The organism is Pseudomonas sp. Irchel s3a10 (assembly GCF_900187525.1).
GTDB classification, from domain to species: domain Bacteria; phylum Pseudomonadota; class Gammaproteobacteria; order Pseudomonadales; family Pseudomonadaceae; genus Aquipseudomonas; species Aquipseudomonas koreensis_G.
Window position 1 is genome coordinate 130,006 of sequence record NZ_FYDR01000008.1, and the last position, 13,998, is coordinate 144,003.

Annotated in this window: 13 protein-coding genes; 3 read left to right on the forward strand and 10 right to left on the reverse strand. The window is 60.7% G+C overall.

Annotated elements, in window-relative coordinates; genetic code table 11:
* Positions 1 to 62 precede the first annotated feature (62 nt).
* Entirely contained in the window at positions 63 to 950 is an 888-nt protein-coding gene (locus CKW11_RS22120; protein WP_095139397.1) for a LysR family transcriptional regulator, read from the reverse strand.
* A 267-nt stretch (positions 951 to 1,217) separates the two neighbouring features.
* Between CKW11_RS22120 and CKW11_RS22125 the strand changes: the two genes are divergently transcribed.
* Together CKW11_RS22125 and CKW11_RS22130 are read left to right on the forward strand one after the other, a co-directional pair.
* On the forward strand, positions 1,218 to 1,430 hold the full coding sequence (locus CKW11_RS22125) for a type II toxin-antitoxin system HicA family toxin (protein WP_027613935.1): 213 nt from the start codon (positions 1,218 to 1,220) through the stop codon (positions 1,428 to 1,430).
* Entirely contained in the window at positions 1,430 to 1,834 is a 405-nt protein-coding gene (locus CKW11_RS22130) for a type II toxin-antitoxin system HicB family antitoxin (RefSeq protein ID WP_007961664.1), read from the forward strand. Before CKW11_RS22125 ends, CKW11_RS22130 begins: the two co-directional genes overlap by 1 nt.
* A gap of 54 nt (positions 1,835 to 1,888) precedes the next feature.
* On the opposite strand, the gene CKW11_RS22135 is transcribed toward CKW11_RS22130, so the two are convergent.
* Positions 1,889 to 3,076: an MFS transporter gene (locus CKW11_RS22135; RefSeq protein WP_095139398.1), complete on the reverse strand. Its 1,188-nt coding sequence runs from the start codon at positions 3,074 to 3,076 to the stop codon at positions 1,889 to 1,891.
* 243 nt (positions 3,077 to 3,319) lie between these two features.
* On the opposite strand from CKW11_RS22135, the gene CKW11_RS22140 reads away from it, so the two are divergent.
* On the forward strand, positions 3,320 to 3,940 hold the full coding sequence (locus tag CKW11_RS22140; RefSeq protein WP_095139399.1) for a DUF5666 domain-containing protein: 621 nt from the start codon (positions 3,320 to 3,322) through the stop codon (positions 3,938 to 3,940).
* A gap of 184 nt (positions 3,941 to 4,124) precedes the next feature.
* On the opposite strand, the gene CKW11_RS22145 is transcribed toward CKW11_RS22140, so the two are convergent.
* From CKW11_RS22145 to gcl, 8 genes are all read right to left on the reverse strand, one after another.
* The gene (locus tag CKW11_RS22145; RefSeq protein WP_095139400.1) at positions 4,125 to 5,123 is read right to left on the reverse strand and encodes a sulfate ABC transporter substrate-binding protein; all 999 of its coding nucleotides are present in this window, start codon (positions 5,121 to 5,123) and stop codon (positions 4,125 to 4,127) included.
* 183 nt (positions 5,124 to 5,306) lie between these two features.
* Positions 5,307 to 6,131 (reverse strand): ion transporter, encoded by an 825-nt coding sequence (locus tag CKW11_RS22150; RefSeq protein WP_047292605.1) that lies wholly within the window; start codon positions 6,129 to 6,131, stop codon positions 5,307 to 5,309.
* 21 nt (positions 6,132 to 6,152) lie between these two features.
* The gene (locus CKW11_RS22155; protein ID WP_095139401.1) at positions 6,153 to 7,067 is read right to left on the reverse strand and encodes an urea transporter; all 915 of its coding nucleotides are present in this window, start codon (positions 7,065 to 7,067) and stop codon (positions 6,153 to 6,155) included.
* Positions 7,068 to 7,262: 195 nt separating this feature from the next.
* Positions 7,263 to 8,678, reverse strand: a complete 1,416-nt coding sequence (gene pyk / locus CKW11_RS22160) for a pyruvate kinase (RefSeq protein WP_095139402.1) — start codon at positions 8,676 to 8,678, stop codon at positions 7,263 to 7,265.
* Complete coding sequence (locus tag CKW11_RS22165; protein WP_095139403.1) at positions 8,675 to 9,949, reverse strand: glycerate kinase; 1,275 nt, start codon at positions 9,947 to 9,949, stop codon at positions 8,675 to 8,677. Before CKW11_RS22165 ends, pyk begins: the two co-directional genes overlap by 4 nt.
* Positions 9,950 to 10,110: 161 nt before the next feature.
* Positions 10,111 to 11,004 carry a 2-hydroxy-3-oxopropionate reductase gene (locus CKW11_RS22170; RefSeq protein WP_003222962.1) on the reverse strand — a complete coding sequence of 298 codons (894 nt, stop codon included), beginning with the start codon at positions 11,002 to 11,004 and terminating at the stop codon, positions 10,111 to 10,113.
* Positions 11,005 to 11,132: 128 nt separating this feature from the next.
* On the reverse strand, positions 11,133 to 11,915 hold the full coding sequence (hyi, locus tag CKW11_RS22175) for a hydroxypyruvate isomerase (protein WP_095139404.1): 783 nt from the start codon (positions 11,913 to 11,915) through the stop codon (positions 11,133 to 11,135).
* Positions 11,916 to 12,092: 177 nt separating this feature from the next.
* The gene (gcl, locus tag CKW11_RS22180; RefSeq protein WP_041479607.1) at positions 12,093 to 13,868 is read right to left on the reverse strand and encodes a glyoxylate carboligase; all 1,776 of its coding nucleotides are present in this window, start codon (positions 13,866 to 13,868) and stop codon (positions 12,093 to 12,095) included.
* Positions 13,869 to 13,998: the final 130 nt, after the last annotated feature.

Genomic DNA, 13,998 nt, shown 5'->3' on the forward strand with positions numbered 1-13,998 from the left:
AGAGGATGCTGGAACGTTATTCGAATTAAACGAAAATCGCAATAAACGAAACATAAGCCGGTTCAGTTCAGGTGTGTCAGCAAATTTTCCATGTATTCCACAAACACCCGCGCCTTCGCACTGACCATCCGCCCCGTGGGAAACACCGCCCACAAGTCCTGATCCGGCAAACGCCAGTCACCCATCACCGCCCTGACCGCGCCGCTTGCCAGATCCGGGGCGAACATCCATTGCGAGGCGATGGTCAGGCCCTGATCGGCCAGCACGGCTGCACGCAAACCCTCGGCGGCGCTGACCCGCAGGCGGCCGGTCAGGGTTTGCGTCTGTTGTTCGCTGCCCTGGGTGAAGGTCCAGGTGGCGCCGCCGCTGAGGTTGTAGACGATGCCTTGATGCTGATTGAGGTCGGCAGGGCAGCTCGGTTCGCCGTAGCGATCGAAGTAGGCCGGGCTGCCGAGCACCACGCGGCGGCAGTCGGCGATCTTGCGCGCGGTGAGACCAGAGTCGCTGAGCGGGCCCATGCGCAGGGCGACGTCGATGCCTTCTTCGACCAAATTGATGTTGCGGTCATCAAGCATCAGCTCGATGTTCAATTGCGGATGCTGATCGAGAAACGGCCCCAACTGTGGCACCACATGCAGGCGGCCGAAGGTCACCGCAGCGCTGATCCGCAAGTTGCCGCGCAAACCGCTGGCACTGCCACGGGCGGCGTTATCGGCTTCGTTGGCTTCATTGATGGCGCGTCTGGCCCGTTCGAAAAACGCCAGCCCCGCTTCGGTCGGAGTCAGGCCGCGAGTCGAGCGCAGCAACAGGCTGACAGCCAGGCGTTTTTCCAGCTGAGCGATGGTTTTCGACACGGCGGGCTGACCGATATTCAGCCGTCGGGCGGCGGCGGAAAACGATCCGGTTTCGACGACGTAGACGAAGGTTTCCATGGCGGCGAGGCGGTCCATCAGTCTTCCTGCAAATCTGAAAGTTGTCGTACCCCCCTTGTGGGAGCGGGCTTGCTCGCGAAAGCGGTCTGACATTCAGCACATGTGTTGGCCGATCCGACGCCTTCGCGGGCAAGCCCGCTCCCACAGGGAATAGGGTGCTGAGTGTAATCCGCGTCCATTCAATCACATGCGGTAAAACAACCAAACGTCGCCCTGCAGATTTATGTGCTTGAGTAAAGATAACTCTAGAGTTACTTTTATTCGGCCGGAGCAAGGAGGCGGTAGGTGCAAAGCAGGCTATTGATCAAGGAGCTGGAGGAGGCAGGCTGGACGCTGGATCGAGTCACCGGCAGTCATCACATCTTCACGCATCGTTACAACCCGTACACCATTCCCGTTCCTCACCCTAAAAAGGATTTGCCGCTGGGGACGGTCAAAAGCATCAGGAGGCGTGCCGGGTTGTACCACCCGCCAGCCAGCTACAAGGGAGATCCATAATGCAATATCCGATCTGCATCGAATGGGGTGACGACAACACCGCCATCGGTATTCAGATACCTGACATTCCCGGCGCCGTCACGGCCGGGGACACTTTCGAGGACGCCTATAACGCAGCCGTTGAAGTCGCCCATCTCATGTTGCAGGAGATGGCGGCGGACGGGGAATCGATTCCGATGCCGACGTCGGCAGCGGCGCATCGCAATAATCCGGAGTTTGCCGACATGGGCTGGGGGATGCTCGAGCTGGATATCTCGCCGTACATGGGCAAGACCGAGAAGGTCAACGTGACGTTGCCAGGCTATGTGATCCAGCGCATCGATCGTTATGTGCGTGAACACAATGTCAAAAGCCGCTCTTCGTTTCTGGCGGATGCGGCGATGGAAAAACTGGTTCGGTATTAAGCGTCTTCGCTCCCACAGGCCCAGTGAGCAACCTGTGGGAGCGAGCCTTGATGCCTACGCCGTTGCCAAAGAACCACGCTGCGAAGCACTCAAAAACCGCAACAGCGCCAGCAGCGGGAACGCGCTGCCGACAATCACGATCCACAACCAGCCGCCATGCTCATACACCGCACTGGCAACCGACGAGCCGAAGGCGCCGCCGATGAAGATGCTGGTCATGTATAGCGCATTCAGGCGACCACGGCTTTTGGCGTCGAGCGAGTAGACCGCGCGCTGGCCAAGCACCATGTTCATCTGCACGCAGAAATCCAGTACCACGCCGGTCACGGCCAGACCGATCACGCTGTAGGCCGGATGAATGAAGGCCGGCAGGAAGCTCAGGCTGGCGAAGAGCATCGCCAGCAGCGAAGCGATGCGGGTGTGGCCGGCGTCCGCCAGGCGTCCGCTGATCGGTGCGGCGATGGCGCCGATGGCACCGACCAGCGCGAAGATCGCGATTTCGCTTTGCGACAGGCCATGGTTGCGCGCCAGTTCCAGTGGCACCGCTGTCCAGAACAGGCTGAAGGTGGCGAACATGCAGCCCTGATAAAACGCGCGCTGACGCAGTATCGGTTGCTGGCGCAGCAGGGTCCACAGCGAGCCGAGCAACTGGCCGTAGGAAGCGCTGTGATCCGGTTGACGCTTGGGCACGGTCAGTGCCAGCACCACGCTGATCGCGGCCATCAACGCGGCGGCAATCATGAACATCGCGCGCCAGCCGAAATGGTCAGCCACCACGCTCGACACCGGCCGCGCCAGCAGAATGCCCAGCAGCAGACCGCCCATGATCCCGCCGACCACCCGGCCACGGGATTCTTCCGGCGCCAGATGCGCGGCGAGCGGAATCAGGATCTGCACCGACACCGAACTGAAACCCACCAGCAACGAGATCAGTAAAAACACATTCGGCTGACTGGTGAACGCCGCGCCGAGCAGGCTGGCAATCGCCACCACCGTGGTGATGATCATCAGCCGGCGGTTTTCCAGCAGGTCACCCAGCGGTACCAGGAAGAACAAGCCTAACGCATAACCGATCTGCGTCAGCGAGACGATGAAACTGGCCATGGTGTCGGAAAGACCAATGTCCGGCGCGATCAGCCCGATGATCGGTTGCGCGTAGTAGATGTTGGCGACGATCGCGCCGCAGCAGAAGGCGAACAGCAGCACCATGCCTCGGGTCATTGCGTGAGTTGTGGCGTTCATAAGGTTTCTCGATCCAGCGAAAGGGAATGCGGTGAGGCTAAGGGACGCACCGATGCGGCGGTAGAAGCCTTGTATCGATATCAGTTATTCCGTTGCGGAATGATTGGCTTCAACGGCGGTGTCGTCCATCGGCGAACCTTGCGTCCGGCCGGGGAGGGCTGATGATACATTCACTTACATCTTCTTCGATAGCGTGCTTATGTTTACCGCTGCGCTTTTACTGCTCATCACCGGAGGAATGCCATGTTGCGCCAGCTGCTGCGTCACACCACCACGATTGCCTTGATCGGCCTGCTCGGCGCTGCTGCGGTGCAGGCGGCCGATGCTCCCGGTATGCGTCTCGGCGTGCGCGGTGAGATCACCGGGGTCAGCGCCGACTCGTTGAACGTCCACGTCAACAGCGGCGAGAACGTGGTGATTCAGTTGACCGGTGACACCAAAGTCCGCGCCGTGACTCTGGCGAATATCGAGGACATCAAACCCGGCAGCTACATCGGCTCGGCCGCCATGCCGCAGGAGGATGGCACGCTCAAGGCAATGGAAGTGCACGTCTTCCCGCCGGAACTGGCCGGCAGCGGCGATGGCCACCGGCCGTTTGATCTGGCCAAGGGCAGCAGCATGACCAATGGCAGTGTTGGTGATCTGGTGGTCAGCAATGGGCGGGTGCTGACCGTCAACTACAAGGGCGGGCAGCAGAAGATCCTGGTGCCGGAGGATGTGCCGATCGTCAATTTGACGCCGGGGGATCGCAGCTTGCTCAGGGTGGGGGTGAAGATTGTCAGCTTCGTCACCCAGGACGCCGACGGCACGTTGACTGCGCAATCGATTTCCGCCGGCAAGGATGGCGTGACCCCACCGATGTAACTGGCTGACAAACAATCCCCTGTGGGAGCGGGCTTGCTCGCGAAGGCGGTGTGTCAGATACATGTTTTTGACTGACACACCACCTTCGCGAGCAAGCCCGCTCCCACAGGGGGGACTGTGGTGATTGCCAATGCCCACAAAAAAGGCGACCTGTTGAGGTCGCCTTTTTCGTTACTGCTAAGCCTTACTGAACGGTATAAATCTGATCAAAGATCCCGCCATCATTGAAGTGGGTCTTCTGCACCGAACGCCAGTCGCCGAAGGTTTTCTCCACCGACAGGAAGTCGACTTTCGGGAAGCGGTCGGTGTGCTTCGCCAGCACCGCCGGGTCCCGTGGACGCAGGTAGTTGGCGGCGGCGATTTCCTGGCCTTCCGGCGACCACAGGTACTTCAGGTATTCATCGGCCGCAGCGCGGGTGCCTTTCTTGTCGACCACTTTGTCGACCACCGACACCGGTGGTTCGGCCTCGGCGGAGACGCTTGGGTAGATCACTTCGAACTGATCGCGACCGAACTCGCGAGCGATCATCTCGGCTTCGTTTTCGAAGGTCACCAGTACGTCGCCGATCTGGTTGGTCATGAACGTGGTAGTCGCGGCGCGGCCACCGGTATCGAGCACCGGCGCTTGCTTGAACAGTTTGCCGACGAAGTCCTTGGCCTTGTTCTCGTCACCGCCATTTTTCAGCACGTAGCCCCAGGCCGAGAGGTAGGTGTAGCGGCCGTTGCCCGAAGTTTTCGGGTTGGGCACGATCACTTGCACGCCGTCCTTGAGCAGATCCGGCCAGTCTTTCAGGGCTTTCGGGTTGCCTTTACGGACGATGAACACGGTGGCCGAGGTGAACGGCGCGCTGTTGTTCGGCAGGCGGGTGACCCAGTTCTCCGGCACCAGTTTGCCGTTGTCGGCGAGGGCGTTGATGTCGGTCGCCATGTTCATGGTGATGACGTCAGCCGGCAGGCCGTCGATCACCGAGCGCGCCTGCTTGCTCGAACCGCCGAAGGACATCTGCACGGTGATGTTTTCGTTGTGTTCGGCCTGCCAGTGTTTCTGGAACGCGGTGTTGTAGTCCTTGTAGAAATCGCGCATCACGTCATAGGAGACGTTGAGCAGGGTCGGTGCGGCTTGAGCCACGCTGCCAAAGGCAAGACCGGCGGCGAGAAGTGAGGCGCCAAAGAGTTTTTTCACTGCGCATTCCTTGTTGTTTATGTGTAGGAGCTGCCGAAGGCTGCGATCTTTTGATTTTGGTCTAAAAACAAGATCAAAAGATCGCAGCCTTCGGCAGCTCCTACAGGGATTGTGGGTGATGCCAATTTGCTAGTGACTATAACGGGGCTGGCATAGTCGTTTAAAGATTAAAAAGCTCTGTGCTTATTCCAGTTTCTTGAACAGCGCATTACCGCAACGGGAGCAGAACGCCGCGCCATGTTCATGGCTGTTTTTCTTGCACACCGGGCAGTCATGTTGCAGCTGTTCGCCGCGCATGGCGTTGGCCAGTTCGGCGGTAAAGATCCCGGTGGGCACGGCGATGATCGAGTAACCGGTGATCATCACCAGCGACGAAATCACCTGGCCCAGCGGGGTCTTCGGCACGATGTCGCCGAAGCCGACGGTGGTCAGGGTCACGATAGCCCAATAGATGCCTTTGGGGATGCTGGTGAAGCCATGTTCCGGGCCTTCGATCACGTACATCAGGGTGCCGAACACCGTTACCAGGGTGCAGACGCTGACCAGGAACACGACGATTTTCTGCTTGCTGCCACGCAGCGCCGACATCAAATAGTTGGCTTGCTTGAGGTACGGGCTGAGCTTGAGCACCCGGAAGATCCGCAGCATCCGAATGATGCGGATGATCAGCAGGTACTGCGCATCGCTGTAATACAGCGCGAGGATGCCGGGCACGATCGCCAGCAGATCCACCAGTCCGTAGAAACTGAAGGCGTAGCGCAACGGTTTCGGTGAGCAATACAGGCGCAGGATGTATTCACCGAGAAAAATGACGGTGAAACCCCACTCGATGTAAGCCAGCACATCGGCGTAGTTCTGGTGAATGCTGTCGATGCTGTCGAGCATCACCACCACCAGGCTGGCGAGGATGATCAACAGCAAGGTGCCGTCGAAGCGCCGCCCGGCGAGGGTGTCGCTCTGGAAAATCATCACGTAAAGCCGTTCGCGCCAACTGTTGCTGCTGTCCATGGATAACGCCTGAATGGAAGATCAGCGCAGCCTAGGTTGATTGTCCCCCTGTGCGCAAGGCGTGGCGTCGCCGGCCGCTTTGCCAAGCATCTGGATCCCGGCGCGGATCAGCCAGCCGGCGAGGATGAATGGCGCGGTCAGCGTCGCCAGACCAAGGGCGGCGAACAGCGGGGTGACCAGCAGCGCGAGGACGATGCCCAGCAGCGGCAGCCACGGATGTTGGCGTTGCGCACTGAAGGCGAGGGCGGCGAGCACCGCGTTGTAGCTGCCCAGACCCAATAATGCGGCAGCGGTTTCGTGGTGCAGCAGACTCGACGCGAGACCGACGGCCGAGGCCAGCAGCGCCCAGCAGAACGCCCGGCGATCGGCGATCAGCAAACCGATGCCGATCAACGTACCGGCCAGCGGATGATCGAGGAACATCACCTGACCGAAGCCGTTGAGTGCAGCGGCGAGTAGATTCAATGTGTTCATTTCGATTGCCGTGATCGGCGCCGACGGTTCAGCGAACAGCAGCAAAATCCAGCCGATGGCCACGAACGGCGAGGTGTAAGCCGGTATCGATCGACTGCGGTACACATGTTTGAGCCATTGCTGAGTGAGCATCGCGCTCAGCCCGCCAGCCGCCAGAATCAGCGGCGGCAGCAGCGGTGACCAGGGGAAATACAGGCTGAGCAACAGACCGAGCAGCACGCCGTTGTAACTGAACAACCCGGCCTGACGATCAGCCTTGGCATAGTTACGTCGTTGTGCGGTGAGCAATCCGGCGACGGCCCCGAGCAGCGCACCGGCAAACAGCACCGGCGCAGTGAGCAGAATCGCCAGCAGGCACAGCAAGCCGCACAGCGGGTGGCGCTGAAGGAATATCTGACTGAAACCGTTGAGCAAAGCCTCGGCCCAGTCGGGGCAGTGGTTGTTGAAATGATTGGCAGGCATGGCAGTTCTGAAAGTCAGTGAAACCGAGTTGCCCGTGGCGAGGGGATTTATCCCCGATGGGCTGCGAAGCAGCCCCTCGGTGAATGCGGTTTTTCTCTGAAAACCGTCACTCTCTTAAAAGCTGTGACTGCTGCGCAGTCAATCGGGGATGAATCCCCTCGCCACAGGTTTTGTATTCACATCAAAAATATGGGGTCAGATCAGCGTTTCGATCCGCAGTGAGTTGGTCGATCCCGGTTGCCCGAACGGCACCCCGGCGGTGATCAGCAAGGTATCGCCACGCTCTGCCATGCCTTGCGCCTGAGCGATTTCCAGCGCGGTCGAACACACTTCATCGACCTGACGCAGGCGATCGTTGACCACCGAATGAATGCCCCACGCCACGCTCAAACGCCGCGCGGTCTGCAGGTTCGGCGTCAGGTTGAGGATCGGCGCTTTCGGCCGTTCCCGCGCGGCACGTAATGTCGAGGCGCCCGACTCGCTGTAGTTGACCAGCACCGCCACAGGCAGCACGTTGCTGATGCGGCGGATCGCGCAGCTAATGGCATCGGACACCGTCGCTTCGGCTTTCGGTCGGCTGACGTCGAGCTGCGTCTGATAGTCCGGACCGTTCTCAACCTGACGAATGATCTTGCTCATCATCTGCACCGCTTCCAGCGGGTATTCGCCGGACGCGGTTTCGGCCGAGAGCATCACCGCATCCGCGCCTTCAGCCACAGCGTTGGCAACGTCGGTGACCTCGGCGCGGGTCGGCGCCGGGGAGAAGCGCATCGACTCGAGCATCTGCGTCGCCACCACCACCGGTTTGCCGAGTTCGCGGCAGGTGCTGATGATGTTCTTCTGGATCTGCGGCACGCTTTCCGCCGGCACTTCCACGCCGAGATCGCCGCGAGCGACCATGATCGCGTCACTCAATTCGGCGATTTCACGCAGTTGTTCAACCGCTGACGGCTTCTCGATTTTCGCCATCAGAAAGGCCTTGTCGCCGATCAGTTCGCGGGCTTCGAGAATGTCTTGCGGACGTTGCACGAACGACAGCGCCACCCAGTCCACCCCCAGTTCCAGACCGAAGCTCAGGTCGCGGCGATCCTTAGCGGTCAGCGGGCTGAGGTCGAGCACCGCTTGCGGCACGTTCACCCCTTTGCGGTCCGACAGTTCGCCGCCGGCGAGCACGGTGGTGTCGATCGCGTCGGTGTATTTGCTGACCACGCGCAGGCGCAGTTTGCCGTCATCCAGCAGCAGATCCATGCCCGTTTCGAGCGCGGCGATGATCTCCGGGTGCGGCAGGTTCACCCGGCGTTCATCGCCGGGTGTGGCGTCCAGATCGAGGCGGAACGCCTGACCGCGATGCAGCTGCACCTTGCCTCCGGCGAACTTGCCGACGCGCAGTTTCGGCCCCTGCAAATCCATCAGGATGCCCAGCGGATAGTTGAGCTGGCGCTCGACTTCGCGGATCCACTGATAGCGCTTGGCGTGGTCGGCGTGATCGCCGTGGCTGAAGTTCAGGCGGAAGATGTTGACCCCGGCCTCGACCAGTTCACGGATGTCTTCGATGCCATCGACGGCAGGCCCGAGGGTGGCGAGGATTTTGACCTTTTTATCAGGCGTCATGATTTGCAGTTCTCAAGGATCAGGATGGCGCGGAAGTCGTTGACGTTGGTGCGGGTCGGCTCGGTGATGATCAGCGCGTCGAGCGCCTCGAAGTAGCCGTAACCGTTGTTGTTATCCAGCTCGTCGCTGGCGCTCAAACCGAGGGCGGCGGCGCGGGCATAGCTGTCCGGGGTCATGATCGCGCCGGCGTTGTCTTCCGAACCGTCGATGCCGTCGGTGTCACCGGCCAGCGCGTAGACGCCGGGCTGGCCCTTGAGGCTGTCGGTGAGGCTCAAGAGGAATTCGGCGTTGCGTCCGCCACGGCCATTGCCGCGCACGGTCACCGTGGTTTCGCCGCCGGAGAGAATTACGCACGGTGCAGCGAGTGGCTGGCCATGATTGATGATCTGCCGGGCGATGCCGGCGTGGACTTTCGCCACCTCGCGGGATTCGCCTTCGAGGTCGCCGAGGATCAGCGTGCTGAAACCGGCCTGACGGCATTTCACTGCAGCGGCATCCAGCGATTGCTGCGGGCGGGCGATCAACTGGAAGTGGCTGCGCGCGAGGCTTGGGTCGCCGGGTTTGACGGTTTCCGATTCCGCGCTTTGCAGCCAGGTGCGTACCGAGGCCGGGACTTCGATGCCGTAGCGTTTGAGGATCGCCAGCGCTTCGGCCGAAGTGCTCGGGTCGGCCACGGTCGGGCCGGAGGCGATGACCGTGGCGAGGTCGCCCGGTACATCGGAAATCGCGTAGGTGTAGACGGTGGCAGGCCAGCAAGCCTTGCCCAGGCGGCCGCCCTTGATCGCCGAGAGGTGCTTGCGCACGCAGTTCATCTCGCCGATGGTCGCGCCGGATTTGAGCAGGGCTTTGTTGATCGATTGCTTGTCAGCCAGGGTAATGCCTTCAGCCGGCAGCGCGAGCAGGGCAGAGCCGCCGCCGGAGAGCAGGAAGATCACACGGTCGTCTTCCGTCAGATTGCTGACCAATTCCAGCACACGCTTGGCCACGGCCAGACCGGCAGCGTCCGGTACCGGATGCGCGGCTTCGACCACTTCGATTTTTTCGCATGGAGCGCCGTGACCGTAACGGGTCACGACCAGGCCGGATACTTCACCTTCCCAGCTGCGCTCGACCACCTGGGCCATGGCAGCTGCGGCTTTGCCGGCGCCGATGACGATCACCCGACCCGTGCGATCGGCAGGCAGATGGGCTTCGAGGACCTGGTTCGGATGGGCCGCGTCGATGGCTGTGGCAAACAGCTCGCGCAGCAGTTGTTGCGGATCGACCGACATGGCGGGCTCCCGGAATTCTTGTTATTCGAAAGGGCGGTAGAGATCCCTGTGGGAGCGAGCTTGCTCGCGAATGCGATGGATCAGTCAATATCCATGTCGACTGATACTCCCTCTTCGCGAGCAAGCTCGCTCCCACAGGTTTAAGCGGTGGGGCAGTGGTTTTATTTTTTATCGCGAATCGAGAAGTTGGCCATGTGTTCCAGGCCCTTGATCAGCGCCGAGTGGTCCCAGTTGCTGCCACCGATCGCCGCGCAGGTGCTGAACACTTGCTGGGCGTTGGCAGTGTTCGGCAGGTTGATGTTCAGCTCCTTGGCGCCTTGCAGGGCCAGGTTCAGGTCCTTCTGGTGCAGGCTGATGCGGAAGCCCGGATCGAAGGTGCCTTTGATCATGCGCTCGCCGTGCACTTCGAGGATCTTCGACGAAGCAAAGCCACCCATCAGTGCTTCACGCACCTTGGCTGGATCGGCACCGTTTTTCGAGGCGAACAGCAGGGCTTCCGCCACGGCCTGAATGTTCAGCGCGACGATGATCTGGTTCGCCACTTTGGCGGTCTGACCGTCGCCATTGCCACCGACCAGAGTGATGTTCTTGCCCATGGCCTGAAACAGCGGCAGCGCGCGTTCAAAGGCATCGGCGTCGCCACCGACCATGATGCTCAGGGTCGCGGCCTTGGCGCCGACTTCACCACCGGATACCGGAGCGTCGAGGTACTGCGCGCCTTTTTCGTTGATCTTCTTGGCGAAAGCCTTGGTGGCGGTCGGCGAGATCGAGCTCATGTCGATCACGACTTTGCCTTTGCCGATACCGGCAGCAACGCCGTCGGCGCGGAACAGCACGTCGTCGACCTGCGGGGTATCCGGCACCATGACGATGATGAATTCAGCTTCCTGTGCCACTTCGCGCGGGTTGGCCAGGGCGACGGCGCCAGCGGCGACCAGATCGGCTGGAGCGGCGTCGTGGTGCGCCGACAGGAACAGGCTGTGACCGGCTTTCTGCAGGTTCGAAGCCATTGGGTGGCCCATGATGCCGGTGCCGATAAATCCGATTTTAGCCATGAGAAAATCCTCTTGTTTTTATAAACAGCCGTAGGAGCTGCCGCAGGCTGCGATCTTTTGACTTTGCTTTTGAAGGTCAAGATCAAAAGATCGCAGCCTTCGGCAGCTCCTACAGGGTCATGTGTTCGTCAGATTGCGTTGTGGGTTTTCAGCCAGCCGAGGCCTGCTTCAGTGGTGGTCAGCGGCTTGTATTCGCAACCCACCCAACCCTGATAACCGATGCGATCCAGGTGTTCGAACAGGAAGCGGTAGTTGATCTCACCGGTGCCCGGTTCATTGCGCCCCGGGTTGTCCGCGAGCTGCACGTGGTTGATCTCGCCCAGGTGCGATTGCAGGGTGCGGGCCAGATCGCCTTCCATGATTTGCATGTGGTAGATGTCGTATTGCAGGAACAGATTGGTGCTGCCGACCTGCTCGCGAATCGACAGGGCTTGCGCCGTGTTGTTCAGGTAGAAGCCCGGGATGTCGCGGGTGTTGATCGCTTCCATCACCAGTTTGATACCGGCCGCCTGCAGCTTGTCGGCGGCGTATTTGAGGTTGGCGACGAAGGTTTTTTCCACGGTGGCATCGTCCACGCCTTGCGGACGGATACCGGCCAGGCAGTTGACCTGGGTGTTGCCCAGCACTTGTGCGTAGGCAATCGCCAGATCGACCCCGGCGCGGAACTCTTCAACGCGATCCGGCAGACACGCGATACCGCGCTCGCCCTTGGCCCAGTCACCGGCCGGCAGGTTGAACAGCACTTGGGTCAGACCGTTGGCATCGAGCCTGGCCTTGATTTCGGCAGAGCTGAAGTCGTACGGGAACAGGTATTCCACACCACTGAAACCGGCCTTGGCGGCGGCGTCGAAACGGGCAAGGAAATCCTGTTCGGTGAACAGCATGGACAGGTTGGCTGCGAAACGCGGCATGGTGGTCTCCCGTAAATCTTGTGAGGTTCCCCTTTGTGGGAGCGGGCCTGTGTGGCGAGGGAGCTTGCTCCCGCTGGGGCGCGCAGCGGCCCCAAAAGCTTTACGACTGCTTCGCAGCCGAGCGGGAGCAAGCTCCCTCGCCACATGGCTAGCTCCCACAGGGAGAGCGGTCAGCAGTTAATCGAGCAACGAAATCGCCGTTGGCGCGTCGTTGCCGACCAGTGCCAGGTCTTCGAATTCGTTGACGGCGTTGATCTCGGTCCCCATGGAGATGTTGGTCACACGCTCCAGGATGATCTCGACAATCACCGGTACCTTGAACTCTTCGATCATCTGTTCGGCCTTGCGCAGGGCAGGGGCGATTTCCGATGGTTCGAACACCCGCAGGGCTTTACAGCCGAGGCCTTCGGCGACTGCGATGTGGTCGACACCGTAACCGTTGAGTTCCGGCGCGTTCAGGTTATCGAAGGACAGCTGCACGCAGTAGTCCATTTCGAACCCGCGCTGGGCCTGACGGATCAGCCCCAGGTACGAGTTGTTCACCACGACGTGGATGTAAGGCAGTTTGAACTGAGCGCCGACCGCCAGCTCCTCGATCATGAACTGGAAGTCATAGTCCCCCGACAGGGCCACGACTTTCCGGCTCGGATCGGCCTTGACCACGCCCAGCGCTGCCGGAATGGTCCAGCCCAACGGGCCGGCCTGACCGCAGTTGATCCAGTGACGCGGCTTGTAGACGTGCAGGAACTGCGCGCCGGCAATCTGCGACAGACCAATGGTGCTGACGTAGCAGGTGTCTTTGCCGAACACCTGGTTCATCTCTTCGTAAACGCGCTGCGGCTTGACCGGCACGTTGTCGAAGTGGGTCTTGCGGTGCAGGCTGGCCTTGCGCTGCTGGCAATCCTGCAGCCAGGCACTGCGGTTTTTCAGTTTGCCGGCGGCTTGCCATTCACGGGCGACTTCGATGAACACGGTCAGCGCGGCAGCAGCGTCGGAGACGATACCCAGATCCGGGGTGAACACGCGGCCGATCTGCGTACCTTCGATATCGACGTGAATGAACTTGCGGCCTTCGGTGTAGACGTCGACCGAACCGGTGTGACGGTTGGCCCAACGGTTACCGATGCCCAGTACCACGTCGGATTTGAGCATGGTCGCGTTGCCATAACGGTGCGAAGTCTGCAGGCCGACCATGCCGACCATCAGCGGGTGATCGTCCGGGATGGTGCCCCAGCCCATCAGGGTCGGGATCACCGGAATACCGGTCAGCTCGGCGAACTCCACCAGCAGATCGCTGGCGTCGGCGTTGATGATGCCGCCGCCGGCCACCAGCAATGGACGCTCGGCCTGATCCAGCAGGGCCAGAGCCTTCTCGACCTGAACGCGGGTCGCGGTTGGCTTGGCCAGCGGCAGCGGCTGGTAGGCGTCGATATCGAATTCGATTTCAGCCATCTGTACGTCGAAGGGCAGGTCGATCAGTACCGGGCCCGGACGGCCGGAGCGCATTTCGTAGAAGGCTTTCTGGAACGCGTAAGGCACCTGGCCCGGCTCCAGAACGGTGGTCGCCCACTTGGTGACGGGCTTGACGATGCTGGTGATGTCGACCGCCTGGAAGTCTTCCTTGTGCATACGGGCGCGGGGTGCCTGGCCGGTGATGCAGAGGATAGGGATCGAGTCGGCCGAGGCGCTGTAGAGCCCGGTGACCATGTCGGTACCGGCCGGGCCGGACGTACCGATGCACACGCCGATGTTGCCGGCCTTGGTGCGGGTGTAACCCTCGGCCATGTGTGACGCGCCTTCGACGTGGCGAGCGAGGACGTGATCGATGCCACCGACTTTCTGCAGGGCGGAGTACAGCGGGTTGATCGCAGCACCCGGAATGCCAAAAGCGGTATCAACCCCTTCACGGCGCATCACCAGAACGGCGGCTTCGATTGCTCTCATTTTGCTCATGGTTTTGTGCCTCTTTACGTTTTGTAATTGTATACAAGTGGCTTTGCGCAGAGTGTATTCACGGCGGACGGCGCAGGTCAATCCATTTTCTCAAGCGCCTGTTTCATTCGTCGCAAGCCCGGTTCTGCTG

Bases quoted from the DNA above. Each gene is read 5' to 3' on its own strand.
- CKW11_RS22120 (WP_095139397.1), bottom strand. From the start codon at position 950: ATGGACCGCCTCGCCGCCATGGAAACCTTCGTCTACGTCGTCGAAACC.
- CKW11_RS22130 (WP_007961664.1), top strand. From the start codon at position 1,430: ATGCAATATCCGATCTGCATCGAATGGGGTGACGACAACACCGCCATC.
- CKW11_RS22135 (WP_095139398.1), bottom strand. From the start codon at position 3,076: ATGAACGCCACAACTCACGCAATGACCCGAGGCATGGTGCTGCTGTTC.
- CKW11_RS22140 (WP_095139399.1), top strand. From the start codon at position 3,320: ATGTTGCGCCAGCTGCTGCGTCACACCACCACGATTGCCTTGATCGGC.
- CKW11_RS22150 (WP_047292605.1), bottom strand. From the start codon at position 6,131: ATGGACAGCAGCAACAGTTGGCGCGAACGGCTTTACGTGATGATTTTC.
- CKW11_RS22155 (WP_095139401.1), bottom strand. From the start codon at position 7,067: ATGCCTGCCAATCATTTCAACAACCACTGCCCCGACTGGGCCGAGGCT.
- pyk (WP_095139402.1), bottom strand. From the start codon at position 8,678: ATGACGCCTGATAAAAAGGTCAAAATCCTCGCCACCCTCGGGCCTGCC.
- CKW11_RS22165 (WP_095139403.1), bottom strand. From the start codon at position 9,949: ATGTCGGTCGATCCGCAACAACTGCTGCGCGAGCTGTTTGCCACAGCC.
- CKW11_RS22170 (WP_003222962.1), bottom strand. From the start codon at position 11,004: ATGGCTAAAATCGGATTTATCGGCACCGGCATCATGGGCCACCCAATG.
- hyi (WP_095139404.1), bottom strand. From the start codon at position 11,915: ATGCCGCGTTTCGCAGCCAACCTGTCCATGCTGTTCACCGAACAGGAT.
- gcl (WP_041479607.1), bottom strand. From the start codon at position 13,868: ATGAGCAAAATGAGAGCAATCGAAGCCGCCGTTCTGGTGATGCGCCGT.